Here is a 16,142-nt window from a genome sequence, read left to right on the forward strand (position 1 = left end):
TCACTCCATATTTTCGAATTTGGCTAAAAGCATCACCACAAGTTTATTTGTTCATAAAACTCGCATGTGATACGGGGCTTATTTTTAAAAAACGCTAAATTGTAACGGAAAAACCCCACCGAACCAACGATTTTAGAGGGAATATCTTACAAAACTGTGATTTGGCTAAAAATCTATATTCAATTAGCCATGACGTGTTTTACTATATGCCTTCTTTCGCTTCTCGTTTTGTAGATAAGGATAGGTCATGCAACGTATCGCCATTAATGGGTTTGGCCGGATTGGACGTAATGTTTTACGTGCCTGGTTTGAGAGCCCGAAACAATTTCATTTTGAAATCGTGGCGATTAACGATATAGCAGATGTACATACACTGGTACATTTATTCAAATATGACTCAACCCATGGTCGTTTTAATGGCAAGGTTGATATCACCATTGAAAATGAAAAGATTTATTTAAATATTCAATCTAACCAGAGACTCTTAAAGGTTGAAGTTTTGCAGCAAAAACAGCCAGAACTTTTACCGTGGGCAAGTTTAAAAATTGATGTTGTACTTGAGTGTACAGGTTTATTCCGCTCCCATGCTGATGCTACCCGCCATTTAGAAGCAGGGGCTAAAAGGGTCATTATTGGCGCTGCGCCTTTTGATCATGTTGATGCTGCAATTGTTTATGGTGTTAACCATGCTGATGTGAAAGCGACTGATCAGATTATATCGAGTGTGTCATGTACGACACAGGCTTTAGTTCCACTGGTTAAAATCATTGATGATGCATTTGGCATAGAAACAGCGCTTATGACCGAAATTCATGCGGTAACAGCAGATCAGTCTGTGCTTGATCATGCGCATCGTGATTTGCGTCGTGCTAGAGCTTCTGGACAAAACATTATCCCGACTACTTCTAGTGCGCTTGGTGCTTTAAAGCGTGTGATGCCAAAAATGGAAGACCGTATTGATGGTTACTCAATTCGGGTACCTACCATTAATGTAGCGGCAATTGATTTAACGTTTATCGCGCAATCTCCAATTACGGTCCATCATATTAATGAATTGCTGATTAAAGCATCTCAAACAGATTATGCAGAAATTATGGCTGTAACAGATGAACCATTAGTTTCAAGTGATTTTAATCATTCGCCCTATTCACTTATTGTTGATTTAACTCAAACCATGGTTGTTGGACATCAAGCCAAAGTATTTGCTTGGTATGATAATGAATGGGGCTATGCAAATCGTTTATTGGATTTGTGTGATTCTTTCAAAAGTTAAATTTGGTTAATTGGAAACCGGGTGATAGTTCAGTTATTGCCCCATTCTTTGGTCTAAGAACTTTTATTGATAATGGAAGTCAAAAACAATAAGTCTTTGAATATTATTTTTAATTCATAGAGTCTACTTTTTGACTTTAGAGTTTATTAAGAAAGATTTATGCAAATTGTCAGGTGCATGGCACAAAGTATCATGCTACACTAAGAGAAATCGGGTGTGTTCCCGATTTTTTTATGTGGGGTCGTTCCACGTTGATCAGATTTTAGGCTTGAAATATGACCATTTCAGAGACATGGTTGCTGCCTGACGGGGTAGCAGATGTATTGCCGGAACAGGCGCAAGTCATTGAAAAACTTCGCCGTGAAGCTATAGATTTCCTCGCAGTACGAGGTTATCAACTGGTATATACACCATTTATCGAATACATCGAATCGTTGTCTTCATTATCAGAATCAAATCAAGACCTGGATTTAGTAACTTTTAAGGTGATTGACCAGCTTTCAGGCCGTTTACTCGGTATCCGTGCTGATATGACACCGCAAGTTGCACGTATTGATGCACATGTAAGACCTGTTGAAGGTGTTGCACGTTACTGTTACGCAGGGACTGTATTACATACAAAACCACAAAATTTCAATGCGACTCGCGCACCTTTACAATTAGGCGCAGAGTTATATGGGCACGATAGTATTGAAGCTGATGTCGAAATGGTCGACGTAATGCTTGGTCTAATTGAAAATGCCTATACTTTGCAAGGCGCACATTTAGACTTAGGGCATGTAGGTCTATTTCGTAGCTTAGTAAAATATGCTGGTCTTTCTAAAAATGAAGAGCATGAGTTATCTGATCTTTATCAAAGAAAAGCATTACCTGAGTTAGCTGAATTTACCCAAAATTTAAATATGGGTTCAGATTTCTATGCACTTGGCCGTTATGCAAGTGATTTAGATGCCTTACAAGCGCATTTAAGTGCAGATATTTTAAAAGATGCTGAATTTGATGCTGCATTAAATGCACTTAAAACCACTCTCGAACAGATTAAAAACCGTTGGCCAGCACTTAATGTTGGAATTGACGTGGTTGAACTTCGCAGTTACCACTACCACACTGGTTTGATGTATGCAGTTTATGCACCAAATCGTGCCGCACCTTTAGCGCAAGGTGGCCGTTATGATGGTATTGGGGAACACTTCGGTCGTGCACGTCCGGCTACCGGTTTTAGTTGTGATTTATATGCTTTAGGTGCGAACCAGTTTGCCGAAATCGAAACTGTAGTGGCACCTAAAGGTACAGAAGCTGATTTACTTAAAGCAATTGCGAATGCGCGTTCAGAGGGTTTACGTGTAGTTCAATTGTTAGGTAATGATGATTTAAGTTCTATTCCTTATGCAACACATCAATTGGTATTGCAAAACGGACAATGGAATATTGAAAAGATTTAAACGCCAGCAGTAAGTTTTTTACTGATGGTTTCCAATTTTAACAGCATGATGTAATGAGGCTATTATGGGCAAAAATGTTGTGGTACTTGGTACCCAATGGGGCGACGAAGGTAAAGGTAAAATCGTCGACCTGCTCACAGATCAGGCGGCTGCGGTAGTACGTTATCAAGGCGGACATAACGCAGGTCATACTCTTGTCGTAGGTGGTAAAAAGACTGTATTACACCTCATTCCATCAGGCATTTTACGTGAAAACGTATTGTGCTTAATTGGCAATGGCGTGGTGCTTTCACCAGCAGCATTAATTGAAGAAATGGGAATTTTGGAAGCTGAGGGTGTTCCGGTTAAGGAGCGTCTACGCATTTCTCCAAACTGTCCACTTATTTTGCCTAACCACATTGCTCTTGATCAGGCACGTGAGAAGAAACGTGGTAACGCTAAAATCGGTACTACAGGTCGTGGTATCGGTCCTGCGTACGAAGATAAAGTTGCGCGCCGTGCAGTGCGTGTTGCTGACCTTGTTCGTGGTGGTGCAGCGTTAGAAGAAAAACTAGCCGAAATGCTAGAGTTACATAACTTCCAATTGACTCAGTTCTACGGTGTAGAAGCGGTTAAATTTGAAGACGTATTGGCTCTTTGCAACCAATGGCGTGAAGTTCTTGCTCCATTAGTGATTGACGTAACTAAAGTATTACATGACTACCGCAAAGAAGGTAAGGCTGTAATGTTTGAAGGCGCTCAAGGTTCACTTCTAGACATCGACCACGGTACTTATCCGTATGTTACCAGCTCAAATACAACTGCTGGTGGTGTAAGTTCTGGTTCAGGTATGGGTCCTTTACATCTTGATTATGTATTAGGTATTACGAAAGCTTATACAACACGTGTAGGTGCTGGTCCGTTCCCAACTGAATTGGTTTACGATGCTGCGAGTGATTCTGGTGACCCAATTGGTAAACATTTGGGTACTGTGGGTCATGAGTTCGGTGCTTCTACTGGTCGTCAACGTCGTTGTGGTTGGTTTGATGCTGAAATCTTACGCCGCTCTGTAGATGTAAACTCACTTTCAGGTATTTGCTTAACTAAACTTGACGTTTTAGATGGTTTAGAAGAAGTGAAAATCTGTGTGGGTTATGAAAATACAGATTCAGGTTGTGTAGGTTCTTCTGATGCGGTTTCCTTCGAATGCTTGAAGCCAATTTATGAAACTATGCCAGGTTGGAGCGAGTCAACTGTTGGTTTAACGAGCATTGACCAATTACCTGCAAATGCTTTGGCTTATGTAAAACGTATTGAACAATTAATCGAATGTCCGATTGATATCGTTTCAACTGGTCCAGACCGTGCAGAAACAATCATTTTACGTCATCCATTCTCTGCGTAATTCGCAAAGATAAAAATAGCCTCCTAAAAGGGGGCTTTTTTATACCCTACTAAAGTGCAGTTTTGGTTTGGTTCGATTCAGATTAAAACATGATATATAGTTCAGGAATCATAGGCTCAGGATGAAGCTGCAACCCACTATTTCAAAAACCATTTTTTATTCTTTTTTATTTGCTATAGGTGGTTCACCCACATTAGCAATGCTGATTATTTATGGTCAAAATTATAATCCGGACTTCTTCATGACGGCATTTATGAGTCTTTCTGTCCTGATAGCTTGTGTCCTCATCCCTGTTGTTCTCATACAAAACAGTTATTTACTCTGGAAGAGGAAAAATCCTAATCTTGAAGAGAAAGTTAAGACTTTAAGTCACGTTTATCTTGGTTTAAACATAATATGTTTAATATTCTGGATTTATTTGATGACTTTATCTAATTGACCGTTACATAAATACTATGATCGTGAAGAAATGAGAGATTTAAAGCGTGAGTGGTATTTCTTATAATAAGTGCAAAAGAATAAACAGTTTTTTAACGATTTAGGTGACCCATGTTAATGAATAAAAAGTTCGTTCTAAGCTTGTGCGCAGCAGGTGCAGTAACAATTTCTGGTTGTGCCACAATGGCTGATATGGCAGGTGCAGATACCGCAACCTTAAATGCTCAATCTGCACAAAGTTTCAATAAAATGGTGCAGGAAGCGCGTGGTAAAGGTGCTTTAGATACAAGCTCAAGTACCTATAACCGTATTAATGCGGTTTTTAACCGTTTAAAACCTTATGCGAATCAAATGAATCAGACAGGCCAGCCATTTAGTTGGCAATTGGCTGTATTGAAGTCAGATACGATTAACGCTTACGTTGCACCTGGTGGCAAGGTCGTGTTTTATACAGGTATTGTAAATAAACTGAACTTGACTGATGCTGAAATTGCAGCAGTTATGGGCCATGAAATGACTCACGCCTTGGAAGAGCATGCAAAAAGTAAAATTGGCGCACAAGCTTTAACTGATTTAGCGTTAAATATTGGCTTAAGTCAGATTAATGGTGGTAATGTGAGTCAACTAGGCGCGGCTGCGGCTCAGTTAGGCACGCAAGTAGGTGTAGGTCTGCCATATTCTCGTAGTTTGGAAAGCCGTGCTGACCAAGGTGGTTTAATGCTAATGGCGCGTGCAGGTTATAACCCAAATGCAGCGATTACGCTTTGGGAAAAAATGAACAAGCTTGAAGGCAGTGGATCATCTTTCTTGTCTACTCACCCATCAAACGCTCAACGTATTAATGACATGCGTAAGAATTTACCTGCGGCATTAGCTATTTATAATGGTCGTAAGTAAGTTTTAACACTTATAGAACTGATGTTAAAAACGGATGCTTGAGCATCCGTTTTTGTTTTTAAGGAGCAGGATTAGGCTGTTGTATATGAATAGCCTCAATGCCTTGTAAAATCTCTGGTGAAAGCTCGATTTCAAAAGCTTGGATATTTTCTTTGAGCTGATCTAAATTGGTTGCACCAATAATTGTACTCGTCACAAAAAATTGCTGCTTAATAAAAGCCAGAGCCAATTGAGTCAGGCTTAAACCATGCTTTTCAGCAAGCTGTGCATATTGTTCAGTTGCCCATTCACTTTGCGGATTGCTGTATCTGCTAAAGCGAGGGAAGAGTGTAACGCGGGCATTGGCTGGTCGAGCCCCATTTCTAAATTTGCCAGTTAAATAACCAAAAGCAAGAGGAGAGTATGCAAGTAAACCTACACCCTCATATTTGGCAATTTCTGACATACCGATTTCATAGGTGCGATTAAGCAGACTATACGGATTTTGCACACTCACAAATTTACTCACACCTAAATTTTCAGCAAGCTGAAGAAACTTCATGGTGCCCCACGGTGTTTCATTAGATAAGCCGATATAACGAATGCGACCTCGATTAATCTCTTTTTGGAGAGCGAGTAATGTTTCTTCTAAGGGAGTAGTATCGTAATCATTTTGGGCTTGCTGATTACCATAAGCGAGTGTTCCAAAGAAGTTGGTATGGCGTTCAGGCCAATGTAATTGATAAAGATCTATATAATCAGTTTGTAAGCGTTTGAGAGAGCCATCAATTGCTTGTGAAATATGTTCACTATTAAACTTGGTATGGCCTTCTCGAATATGTGTTCCACCAAAACCAGGACCTGCAATTTTTGAAGCAAGGAATACTTTATCGCGCTGACCATGCTGTGCAAACCAATTGCCTAAGATGGTTTCGGTTGCTCCATATGTTTCTGGCTTAGGAGGCACGGAATACATCTCTGCCGTATCCCAAAAATATAAACCGTGTTCTAAAGCATAATTGAGTTGTTCGAAAGCTTCTTGTTGAGTATTTTGCTCACCAAATGTCATGGTACCTAAGCAAATTTCAGGAAGGTTAATGCCAGTGTGACCAAGTGGTTTAAATTGCATACTGCGAAATCCTTAAGAAATTTTAAGTTAGCCTAACGGAGAATATGTATTCAACTTAAATCATAAAAACAGAATAGTTTGTAAGCTTTGTGTATTAACTCATTGTTGCATATAAAAAAAGCAAACCGAAGTTTGCTCTTTATTCAATAATTACGAGTAATTATTCTTCGTCATCATAGTCTTCGTCAGTGACTGGGGTTTCTTCTAATGAAGTATCAAAAATTAGAATAGCTTTACCGTCAGTTTGAATCATACCTTGATCTTCTAAGGTCTTTAATACACGGCCAACCATTTCTCGCGAACACCCGACAATGCGTCCAATCTCTTGTCGAGTAATACGAATTTGACGGCCATTCGGCAAGATCATTGCTTCTGGTTGTGAAGATAGGTCGATTAAGCAACGCGCAATACGACCTGACACATCAATAAATGCAAGATCGGTCATTTTACGAGTTGTATTTTTTAAACGACGAACGAGTTGCGCGAAAACGGCATAGCTGAGATCTGGATACTGTTTGCTCAGTTCGTGGAAGTTGTCATATGAAATTTCTGCAATTTCACAGACATCACGGGTACGAACTTCAGCTGTACGTTGAGGGTTCGGTTCGAAAAGCCCCATTTCCCCAAAGAAGTCACCAGGATTCAAATATGCCACAACAATTTCACGTTCATCGTCTTCACGTAAAATAATTGAAACTGAGCCTTTTAAAATTAAATATAAAGATTTTGACTCTGTTCCGGCATCAACAATTGTGGTTCGTTTTGGATATCTGTTGATGTGAGCACGTTTTAACAATGCTTTAACGGATTCAGGTAGTTGCCCCGGAGATAAAGCATCTGTGCTGAGTTGTGAAAAATTTGAAGTCATGCTTGATATGTTCCGAATAGGGTAAACAATTCACACAAGCTCGAGATGAGCTATTACACAGAAGAGATGAAATTCCTTATCAACTCATTTTATGTTAGTGTACAAAACAAGGGTCTGTTGACATTTCACAGATGGTTGCGACATAAGACAATTTTTCTGGACGTTACGAAGCAAGAACTATGGAATTTAGTCATTCTAAATCAATAGAGCTTAACAACGAAACGAACAAAAAATCTGGCCTTGCGCTGCATCAAAGATGCTTTAATTGCACCTCAGATTCCGGCTGAAATTTAACAAACTTTATTACAAAACTGGACAAAGGATTGCCCTTGTCTGTGTTTTGCGTTTTATTTGGATTAATTTTTAGCTATTACGCAATCCATAGATGAAATGTCAACAGACCCTGCTTAAATTTATAATTTTTTTTGGGTAGTTGCAATGCAAACAAGTGTACATTGGCTAGAGAATGTTGCTTTTGAAGCGAAATCAGAGAGCGGTCATAGTGTAGTGATGGATGGCTCACCTGAGTACGGTGGTGAAAACCGTGGACCACGTCCTATGGAGTTGATATTAATGGGACTTGGTGGGTGTGCTTCGTTTGATATTGTGACTATTTTAAAGAAATCCCGTCAAGATGTGACGAATGTCGTATGTCAGCTTAAAGCTGAGAGAGCAGATGCAATTCCGGCAGTTTTCACCAAGATCCATTTACACTTTGTAGTGACAGGTAAAGCTGTAAAAGAAAAACAGGTCGCAAAAGCAGTAGAGCTATCAGCTGAGAAATATTGTTCAGCAAGTAAAATGCTTTCAGATGGTGGCGTAGAAATTACTCACGATTTTGAAATTATTGAAGCAGCGTAATTTTATTTGTGAATGCCTAAAAAATAAAAAGCTAACAGTCATGTTGGCTTTTTTTATGATAAGAATAATTAAAAAATAAAAGGAGAGTTAAGTGAATATCCGTTTAGCACAATGGGAAGATACCGAGACCATATGTTATTTACTTAAACAAATGGGATATTCACAGCCTTTAAAAGTAGTTCAAGAACAATTTCAAATACTAAGTAAAGATCCTAATGCGATTACGTTGGTCGCAGCTGACGATTTAAAAGTGTATGGAGTTTTATCGCTTTATTTTATTCCACAAATTGCCTTACAAGGTGAGTTTGCCAAAATATGTTATCTGTGTGTTGACGAGAAGATGCGTAGTAAAGGAGTGGGACATTTGCTTGTGCAAGAAGCAGAACGGTTAGCAAAGCAACGTGGTTGTGACCGAATGGAACTTCATTCGGGGATACAAAGACCTTTGGCACATCAATTTTACCTAAGAGAAGGCTATGTCGAAGCGCCAAAGTACTTTCGTAAAGCTTTAAATTAATGAGTCGTAGTTAGAAAAAGTTGAGGGTCTACCCGTGCATTGTTAAGGCTCATTCCCCAATGTAAATGAGGGCCTGTGACACGTCCTGTTTTACCGACTAGACCTAAAGTTTCCCCTTGACGAATATGCTGGCCTTTTTCTACTTTTATCTCGCTTAAATGGCAAAACATACTAATTAAGCCTTGGCCGTGATCGATTAATACAGTTTGTCCATTAAAAAAATAATGACCTGTTTGAACGACTACACCGTCTGCTGGAGCAATTACTTTTTGGCCTATTGGTGCTGGAATGTCTAGACCTGAGTGTGGAGCACGTTCTTCACCATTAAAAAAGCGTTTTCTTCCAAAAGAATTGGTAAATTTACCCGAAGTTGGGCGTATAAATTTTGGTAAGGCTTGCCACGAACTTTGCGTAAATGAACTATATACATCATTTTGTTCTTTAGCTTCTTGAGCGTAACGATCTAATTGACTTTGATTGGGATTTACATAGTCTTGATTGGTAACTTTAAGGCGTTGCTCAGCATATGGATAAGATTTAACTTCTATTTGAATAGGGGCTTTATTGGTATCGAGTTGAACACTACCAAGTGGAGTAGATAACGGAATGCCGAAAACAGCATAACGCTGCTGTCCTTCTTGGCTAATTAAAACCGGTTTGTGTTGAAAAGTGACCTGAGTAATATCCGAAGTTAAAGGAATAACTGCAATACCACCGGGTCTTCTTGAATCTTGGGGTAACTCCGCCATTGCTAGAGTCGAGCTGAAAAGACAAGTTGTTAATATAATATGTTTTAAGCGCATTTTTAATTTCAAAAAAAGGATGGAATTGGCAAGATAAATTAATTCTTAATTCGGGAATTCTCAATGAAGTCTTTGTGAAGACCATAAAATAGATGAGAGTAAATATAAATATTCAAGATATTTAATAAAATGTAGCCGAAGTGTACTTGAAATATATACAAAACAAACCCATATTATAATCGAGTTTTACTCGCAGTATTTTTTATAACTTAATGAAAAATATATAAAAATTTATTTGAAATCCGAAAAAGTGTTCCCATCTATTACACAAGTACGAATTTGTTGTGAGGAATAACAAGAATGCGATTTGAAAAATTTACGAACCGCTTGCAGCAAGCCCTCTCAGATGCTCAATCCTTAGCGATGGGTAAAGACCATACAGCTATAGCAGGTATTCATATTTTGAGTACTTTATTGGAAGAGCCGTCCAATATTAGTTTGTTGCAACAAGCAGGTGCACGGTTACCTGAACTTAAACAAAAGCTAGAGCAGGCTTTAAAAGATGCTCCGACTATTGCTAACCCGACGGGCGATGTCAATTTAAACCCAGAAGCAGTTAAAGCACTCAACTTGGCAGATCGATACGCGCAAAAAGCTGGCGATGAATTTTTGTCAACTGACTGGGTTTTATTGGGCTTGGCAGAAACTGGTGAAACAAAAAATATTTTAAGTGCCGTAGGTGTAACTCCCGACAGCTTACGCAAAGTAATTGAAAATATTCGAGGTAGTGACAAAGTCATGAGTAATAATCACGAAGACCAACGTGACTCACTTAATAAATATACGATTGATTTAACCGAGCGGGCTTTATCGGGGAAACTTGATCCGGTGATTGGGCGTGATGATGAGATCCGCCGTACCATTCAGGTCTTGTCACGCCGTACTAAAAATAACCCAGTACTCATTGGTGAACCTGGGGTAGGTAAAACCGCTATTGTTGAAGGTTTGGCACAACGTATTGTCAATGGTGAAGTACCAGAAGGCTTAAAGAATAAACGTGTTTTATCGTTAGATTTAGGTTCATTGCTTGCTGGTGCTAAGTATCGTGGTGAGTTTGAAGAACGTTTAAAAGCTGTTTTAAAAGATTTGGCGAAACACGAAGGCGAAATCATCTTATTCATTGACGAGTTACATACACTCGTTGGTGCTGGTAAAGGTGACGGCGCGATGGATGCAGGTAATATGTTAAAACCTGCGTTGGCTCGTGGTGAGTTGCGCTGTGTGGGTGCAACAACCTTAGATGAATATCGCCAATACATTGAAAAAGATGCAGCCTTGGAGCGTCGTTTCCAAAAAGTGCTGGTCGATGAACCAAGTGTAGAAGATACCATTGCGATTTTACGTGGTTTGAAAGAAAAGTATGCGACTCACCATGGCGTACAGATTTTAGACTCAGCGATTATTGCTGCGGCGAAAATGTCTCATCGTTATATTACAGACCGTCAATTACCAGACAAGGCGATTGACCTGATTGATGAGGCAGCTTCTCGTATTAAGATGGAAATCGATTCTAAGCCAGAAGCACTTGATAAACTTGATCGCCGTTTAATCCAGTTGAAAATGCAATTGGAAGCGGTGAAAAAAGATGAAGACGCAGGCAGTAAGGCCGAAGTTACTCATCTTGAAAAACAGATCGCTGAAGTCGAGAAAGAATACAACGATTTGGAAGAAGTGTGGAAAGCTGAGAAAACACTGGTAGAAGGCACTAAACAAGCTCAGGTTGAACTTGATAAAGCACGTATTGCTTTTGAAAAAGCTCAGCGTGAAGGCGATTTGGCAGAAGCAGCACGTTTGCAATATGGCGTAATTCCAGAGCTTCAAAAACAATTGGAGCAAGATGAAGTTGCTGAAGAAAACGAAGAGCCAAAACTCATTCGTACAAAAGTAACTGAAAATGAAATTGCCGAAGTCGTTAGTGCTGCAACAGGTATTCCGGTTGCTAAAATGATGCAAGGCGAGCGTGAAAAACTCCTTCATATGGAAGAGTTCTTACATGACCGTGTTGTAGGGCAAGATGAAGCAGTCGTTGCGGTATCGAATGCTGTTCGCCGTTCACGTGCCGGTTTGTCTGACCCGAATCGTCCTAGCGGATCATTCTTGTTCTTAGGACCCACAGGTGTTGGTAAAACTGAGTTGACTAAAGCTTTAGCTAACTTCTTGTTTGACAGTGATGATGCCATGATTCGTATTGATATGAGTGAATTCATGGAGAAACATTCTGTCAGCCGTTTAGTTGGTGCGCCTCCGGGTTACGTAGGTTACGAAGAGGGCGGGGTTTTAACCGAAGCTGTTCGCCGTAAACCATATAGCGTAGTATTGTTTGATGAGGTTGAAAAAGCGCATCCAGATGTCTTCAATATCTTGCTACAAGTGTTAGACGATGGACGCTTAACCGACTCACAAGGTCGTGTAGTGGACTTTAAAAACACGGTTATTGTGATGACATCGAACTTGGGTTCACAAGATGTACGTGAACTTGGTGAAGGTGCAACTGATGATGAAGTGCGTACTATTGTAATGAATGCGGTAAGTCAGCATTTCCGTCCGGAGTTTATTAACCGGATTGATGAGCTGGTGATTTTCCATTCACTCAAAAAAGCACAGATTCGTGGCATTGCCGATATTCAGTTGGACCGCTTACGCTCACGACTTGTTGATCGTGATATGAGTTTAACTGTAGATGACAGTGCATTTGACTTATTGATTGACGCTGGTTTTGATCCTGTATACGGAGCGCGTCCATTGAAACGTGCAATTCAACAACAGGTTGAAAATACACTAGCTCAAAAAATCTTGTCAGGTGACTTTGTTGCGGGTGATACCATTTTAGTTAAAGGCGAAAATGGTCACTTAGTGTTTGATAAGCTGAAACTCAGCTAAGTTTTTTCTGCTAAAACCGAAAAGAGAATATGGAAACATATTCTCTTTTTTTATATTTAACTTTTATGCTGATTTGAAGATATAAGCGCAATAATTGAGTCTGCTACTTTCTGTGTGAGAGTTTTAAGTTTTTGTTCGGCATGACCTGATAAAAAATAATGATAATGATAAATATGTCCTAGATAAGAAATACAAATAAAGAAAGTACCTACAGGTTTTTCCGTAGTTTCACTTCCGCCAGGTTTTAATAAACCTGTGCAGCTCACAACAATGTCAGCTTGTTGAAATAGGGTTTGACCAAGCCTGCACATTTCTTCAGTTACTTGTGGCGATTCTGCTGTGTAGGTTTCAATTAACTTTGGATCAACTTTTAAAACACTGATTTTAATACTGGGGTCATAACTGACTAACCCACCCAGTAAAATATCAGCACCACTATTTTTATGAATCGAAAACTGACTGGTTAAGTAACCTGAACTGGCACTTTCAATAAACGCGACTTTAAGTAAACGGTCTTCTAATAACTGACAGCATTGCTGAAGCATTATTCCACCTCGTATGGTGTTTATTTATGAATAAATCTAACTACAAATAAATTATAAAATCACGTTAAGTGATCTAAGGATCTGGTTCAAGTCTAAGATAAAAATCTATAAAACTATTTGAATATTCACAAAAAGCCTGTGAAGAATTTCAGGTTTTAAAATGATCAATGCTAATTATCGGGAAGTTTCTTTATAACATTGCGACAAGGTTAAAAACTTGTTAGTTTGATTCGATATAACAAACAATAACAATTTTAGGATGAACATGATGAACAATAAGCAAGGGTGTGTGCTGGGAATTTTAAGTTGTATAGCGGTATTACCGACGAATCTATGGGCTGCGCAGCCTATGAATGAAAGTGCGCTTGCAACTCAAACAGGAGCAGTAACGGCAGCTCTACCCGTAATTATTGCGAAAGCTCAAGATGATGCGAAGAAGCCAGAAATAGAGCAACGTCAAGTTCGGCAAACACTAGGGGATAACTATTTACAGCAGGTTCGATGGAATTCACTGCGCACAAGTGTGTTATCACCTTATCAAGAACAAAAGCAAAATCAGGTCATTGATGGAAAAGAGAAGAAAAAGTTAGAAATGGTTGCTCTGCCAGAAAGAGCTGATCGTTTTACGCGTTATGATTTTGAGTCAAAGAATGTACATGGTGAAGTTATCATTACCGTGAAGTAATGATAACTTCCTTTTTCAAATTCAGATTAACTTAATCCAGGATGTTGAATTTTCCATGCACGGTGGATTTTTTGATTACGTTTAAAATCGGGTCCAATCGTTTCAGAAGTAATTTCTTCAACGTCATATAAAGCCTCGATCTCTTCATCCATCTCAAAACCACGATAGTTATTTGAGAAGTAAAGTGTACCTTCACTTGTTAAGCGGTTCATTGCACGTTTAATCAAAGAGACGTGATCGCGCTGCACATCAAAAGTACCGTGGAACTTTTTAGAGTTAGAGAATGTTGGCGGATCAATAAAAATAAGATCATATTGTTCATGACCTTCTTTTAACCATTCAAAACAGTCACTTGCAAAGAACATATGCTGTTCGTCTGCATGATCTACCGTTAAACCGTTTAAAACGAAGTTTTCTTTTGACCAGCTCAAGTAAGTATTAGATAAATCTACACTGGTTGTACTTGCAGCGCCGCCTAAGGCCGCGTGTAAGCTGGCTGTCGAGGTATAACTATAAAGATTTAAGAAGTGCTTACCACGTGCTTCTTGAGCAATACGTAAACGCATTTGACGGTGGTCAAGGAACAAACCAGTATCAAGGTAGTCAGTTAGGTTCACTAAAATTTTAGCTTTACCTTCTTGCACGATGAAACGTTTATTGGCTGTACTTTGTTTGGTGTACTGATTGGTACCAGTTTGACGCGCACGTGTTTTAATAAAGATTGCATCGCGATTTAATCCTGTTACCGCACGAATAGCAGCAAGCGCTAAGTTGAAACGTTTTTTTGCTTTTTCAGGATCAATCTTTTTAGGTGGTGCATATTCCTGAACATGTAAACGGTCGCCGTATAAGTCTACAGCAAGGTTAAAGTCAGGGAGGTCTGCATCGTATAAACGTAAGCAATAGATATTTTCTTTGGTTGCCCACTTTTTCAAGGCAGTCATGTTCTTTTGCAAACGGTTAGCAAAGTCTTGAGCTTCTTCCATTTCAACAGGTTGAGCTTGCCAGTTTACCAAGAATGGTTGAGTGACTTTTTCAGGTTTAACTGTACCGAAACGAACATAAATCGGTAATTTACCATTCATTAAGCGTAATGTTTCTGGTGCTTCAAATGCTAAAACATCCGCTTGTTCAATTTGTGCGGCAATGATTGCTGCATATTGATTTGGGAAGTTCTTTTGTAAGAGGGCAGATAAGCCTAAGTAAAGAGAACGGTTAGAAGCTTTGTCACCTAAGCGCTCACCATATGGAGGGTTGGTAACGATAAAAGCAGTTTTATTTTCAGCACCGAAATCTGGCCAGTCTGCTAAAGTGCGCTCTTCAATTTGAATATCGCCTAGTAGCTTTTCAAAACCTGCTGCAATAATGTTTTCGCGTGTTGCTTTTACAGCTTCCCAGTCAGCATCGTATGCATAAAACTTAGGTAACGGTTGTTCAAGTGCTTTTTCATGACGCTCTGCTGCTTCGGCTTTGAGTGAAAGCCAGAGTTCACGGTCATGACCATGCCAACCATTAAAACCAAAACGACGTACAAGACCCGGCGCACGATCAGTTAAAATCATTAACGCTTCAATAATAAATGTGCCTGAACCACACATTGGATCAAGTACAATTTCCGGGTTACGTTCCTGAAGCTTGGCTTTTTGCAAAATTGCTGCTGCGAGGTTTTCTTTAATTGGCGCATCTGTCATGAAACGACGGTAGCCGCGTTTATGTAATGAATCACCAGATAAATCTAGACAGTAGGTATGCTCGGTTTTGCCCGCAAGCACATATAATGTAATTTCTGGTTGTTTGGTATCAATACTTGGGCGGCGACCTACAGCTTCCATAAAGGAATCAACAACACCGTCTTTTACACGAAGGGTTGCAAACTGCGTATTTACCTTAATTTCACGCTCTGCGTGTAAGCGAATTGCAAAGGTACTTTGTGGTGCAAAAATAAGTGACCAATCAAAACTAATTGCACCTTCATAAAGCTCTTCAGCTACATCACGTGCATCGTGGGTACGTTCAAGTTCATAAGTATGAATTGGAAGTAAAACACGTGAAGCAAGACGTGACCACATGCAAATACGGTAAGCATGTTCAAGCGTTCCTTCAATGATTAAACGTCCTGCTTTACGTTCTGTCACTTTGGTGCCAAGCTGTTCTATTTCTTCTTGTAAGAGGGTTTCTAAACCATCAGCACAAGTAATCCAATAGTGGTTTAAACGTAAAGAGGTATTCATAAACTCGATTGACCAAAACATATAAATATTAACGATGCAAAGTTTAACGTATTTTGGTGTCTAAAAGTTTTTAAATTATTGCAACCTATCACTTGGCAACCAATAAATTGATTTTTAAAGTTTAAAATATAAAAACTGGTATGTATTTTGCTAAATCTTTCGAAATAAAACTTATTTAATTAATCATTATTGATGGTTTTTAACCAATTT

General features: G+C 39.2%; 14 protein-coding genes and 1 pseudogene. 10 read left to right on the forward strand and 5 right to left on the reverse strand.

Annotated features, from left to right (window positions below):
- The first annotated feature begins 247 nt into the window (after nucleotides 1-247).
- The 5 genes from gap (at nucleotide 248) to NQ782_RS02890 (ending at nucleotide 5,434) form a co-directional block, all read left to right on the forward strand.
- Nucleotides 248-1,273 carry a type I glyceraldehyde-3-phosphate dehydrogenase gene (gap, locus tag NQ782_RS02870; RefSeq protein WP_001188823.1) on the forward strand — a complete coding sequence of 342 codons (1,026 nt, stop codon included), beginning with the start codon at nucleotides 248-250 and terminating at the stop codon, nucleotides 1,271-1,273.
- A 275-nt stretch (nucleotides 1,274-1,548) separates the two neighbouring features.
- Nucleotides 1,549-2,715, forward strand: a complete 1,167-nt coding sequence (locus tag NQ782_RS02875; protein ID WP_000155680.1) for an ATP phosphoribosyltransferase regulatory subunit — start codon at nucleotides 1,549-1,551, stop codon at nucleotides 2,713-2,715.
- 64 nt (nucleotides 2,716-2,779) lie between these two features.
- The gene (locus NQ782_RS02880; RefSeq protein ID WP_000517792.1) at nucleotides 2,780-4,099 is read left to right on the forward strand and encodes an adenylosuccinate synthase; all 1,320 of its coding nucleotides are present in this window, start codon (nucleotides 2,780-2,782) and stop codon (nucleotides 4,097-4,099) included.
- A gap of 121 nt (nucleotides 4,100-4,220) precedes the next feature.
- Complete coding sequence (locus NQ782_RS02885; RefSeq protein ID WP_000776215.1) at nucleotides 4,221-4,538, forward strand: hypothetical protein; 318 nt, start codon at nucleotides 4,221-4,223, stop codon at nucleotides 4,536-4,538.
- 116 nt (nucleotides 4,539-4,654) lie between these two features.
- Complete coding sequence (locus tag NQ782_RS02890) at nucleotides 4,655-5,434, forward strand: M48 family metallopeptidase (RefSeq protein ID WP_001034598.1); 780 nt, start codon at nucleotides 4,655-4,657, stop codon at nucleotides 5,432-5,434.
- Between the two features lie 58 nt (nucleotides 5,435-5,492).
- Here NQ782_RS02890 and NQ782_RS02895 read toward each other — a convergent pair whose 3' ends face one another.
- Both NQ782_RS02895 and crp read right to left on the reverse strand, forming a co-directional pair.
- Nucleotides 5,493-6,542: an NADP(H)-dependent aldo-keto reductase gene (locus NQ782_RS02895; RefSeq protein WP_001159805.1), complete on the reverse strand. Its 1,050-nt coding sequence runs from the start codon at nucleotides 6,540-6,542 to the stop codon at nucleotides 5,493-5,495.
- Nucleotides 6,543-6,702: 160 nt separating this feature from the next.
- Entirely contained in the window at nucleotides 6,703-7,410 is a 708-nt protein-coding gene (crp, locus tag NQ782_RS02900) for a cAMP-activated global transcriptional regulator CRP (RefSeq protein ID WP_000203217.1), read from the reverse strand.
- A 240-nt stretch (nucleotides 7,411-7,650) separates the two neighbouring features.
- Between crp and NQ782_RS02905 the strand changes: the two are divergent.
- From NQ782_RS02905 to NQ782_RS02915, 3 genes and pseudogenes are all read left to right on the forward strand, one after another.
- Nucleotides 7,651-7,770: pseudogene (locus NQ782_RS02905) on the forward strand (hypothetical protein).
- A 78-nt stretch (nucleotides 7,771-7,848) separates the two neighbouring features.
- The gene (locus NQ782_RS02910; RefSeq protein WP_001195082.1) at nucleotides 7,849-8,271 is read left to right on the forward strand and encodes an OsmC family protein; all 423 of its coding nucleotides are present in this window, start codon (nucleotides 7,849-7,851) and stop codon (nucleotides 8,269-8,271) included.
- 91 nt (nucleotides 8,272-8,362) lie between these two features.
- Complete coding sequence (locus NQ782_RS02915) at nucleotides 8,363-8,788, forward strand: GNAT family N-acetyltransferase (RefSeq protein WP_001026236.1); 426 nt, start codon at nucleotides 8,363-8,365, stop codon at nucleotides 8,786-8,788.
- On the opposite strand, the gene NQ782_RS02920 is transcribed toward NQ782_RS02915, so the two are convergent.
- The gene (locus NQ782_RS02920; RefSeq protein WP_057093463.1) at nucleotides 8,785-9,591 is read right to left on the reverse strand and encodes a peptidoglycan DD-metalloendopeptidase family protein; all 807 of its coding nucleotides are present in this window, start codon (nucleotides 9,589-9,591) and stop codon (nucleotides 8,785-8,787) included. The genes NQ782_RS02915 and NQ782_RS02920 overlap by 4 nt on opposite strands.
- Before the next feature lie 300 nt (nucleotides 9,592-9,891).
- On the opposite strand from NQ782_RS02920, the gene clpB reads away from it, so the two are divergent.
- A complete protein-coding gene (gene clpB / locus NQ782_RS02925; RefSeq protein ID WP_001210050.1) occupies nucleotides 9,892-12,471 on the forward strand; it encodes an ATP-dependent chaperone ClpB in 2,580 nt (859 codons plus the stop codon).
- Between the two features lie 56 nt (nucleotides 12,472-12,527).
- On the opposite strand, the gene NQ782_RS02930 is transcribed toward clpB, so the two are convergent.
- Complete coding sequence (locus NQ782_RS02930; RefSeq protein ID WP_057093610.1) at nucleotides 12,528-13,016, reverse strand: CinA family protein; 489 nt, start codon at nucleotides 13,014-13,016, stop codon at nucleotides 12,528-12,530.
- 268 nt (nucleotides 13,017-13,284) lie between these two features.
- On the opposite strand from NQ782_RS02930, the gene NQ782_RS02935 reads away from it, so the two are divergent.
- Nucleotides 13,285-13,701, forward strand: coding sequence for a hypothetical protein (locus NQ782_RS02935; RefSeq protein ID WP_001060738.1), 417 nt, complete (start codon nucleotides 13,285-13,287; stop codon nucleotides 13,699-13,701).
- Between the two features lie 26 nt (nucleotides 13,702-13,727).
- Here NQ782_RS02935 and rlmKL read toward each other — a convergent pair whose 3' ends face one another.
- Complete coding sequence (gene rlmKL / locus NQ782_RS02940; protein WP_057093608.1) at nucleotides 13,728-15,932, reverse strand: bifunctional 23S rRNA (guanine(2069)-N(7))-methyltransferase RlmK/23S rRNA (guanine(2445)-N(2))-methyltransferase RlmL; 2,205 nt, start codon at nucleotides 15,930-15,932, stop codon at nucleotides 13,728-13,730.
- Nucleotides 15,933-16,142: the final 210 nt, after the last annotated feature.

This window comes from Acinetobacter sp. BD54 (genome assembly GCF_044778325.1).
Lineage (GTDB): Bacteria > Pseudomonadota > Gammaproteobacteria > Pseudomonadales > Moraxellaceae > Acinetobacter > Acinetobacter baumannii.

Coding starts and splice junctions, on each gene's coding strand:
- gap (WP_001188823.1), top strand. CDS start 248: ATGCAACGTATCGCCATTAATGGGTTTGGCCGGATTGGACGTAATGTT.
- NQ782_RS02875 (WP_000155680.1), top strand. CDS start 1,549: ATGACCATTTCAGAGACATGGTTGCTGCCTGACGGGGTAGCAGATGTA.
- NQ782_RS02880 (WP_000517792.1), top strand. CDS start 2,780: ATGGGCAAAAATGTTGTGGTACTTGGTACCCAATGGGGCGACGAAGGT.
- NQ782_RS02885 (WP_000776215.1), top strand. CDS start 4,221: ATGAAGCTGCAACCCACTATTTCAAAAACCATTTTTTATTCTTTTTTA.
- NQ782_RS02890 (WP_001034598.1), top strand. CDS start 4,655: ATGAATAAAAAGTTCGTTCTAAGCTTGTGCGCAGCAGGTGCAGTAACA.
- NQ782_RS02895 (WP_001159805.1), bottom strand. CDS start 6,542: ATGCAATTTAAACCACTTGGTCACACTGGCATTAACCTTCCTGAAATT.
- crp (WP_000203217.1), bottom strand. CDS start 7,410: ATGACTTCAAATTTTTCACAACTCAGCACAGATGCTTTATCTCCGGGG.
- NQ782_RS02910 (WP_001195082.1), top strand. CDS start 7,849: ATGCAAACAAGTGTACATTGGCTAGAGAATGTTGCTTTTGAAGCGAAA.
- NQ782_RS02920 (WP_057093463.1), bottom strand. CDS start 9,591: ATGCGCTTAAAACATATTATATTAACAACTTGTCTTTTCAGCTCGACT.
- clpB (WP_001210050.1), top strand. CDS start 9,892: ATGCGATTTGAAAAATTTACGAACCGCTTGCAGCAAGCCCTCTCAGAT.
- NQ782_RS02930 (WP_057093610.1), bottom strand. CDS start 13,016: ATGCTTCAGCAATGCTGTCAGTTATTAGAAGACCGTTTACTTAAAGTC.
- NQ782_RS02935 (WP_001060738.1), top strand. CDS start 13,285: ATGAACAATAAGCAAGGGTGTGTGCTGGGAATTTTAAGTTGTATAGCG.
- rlmKL (WP_057093608.1), bottom strand. CDS start 15,932: ATGAATACCTCTTTACGTTTAAACCACTATTGGATTACTTGTGCTGAT.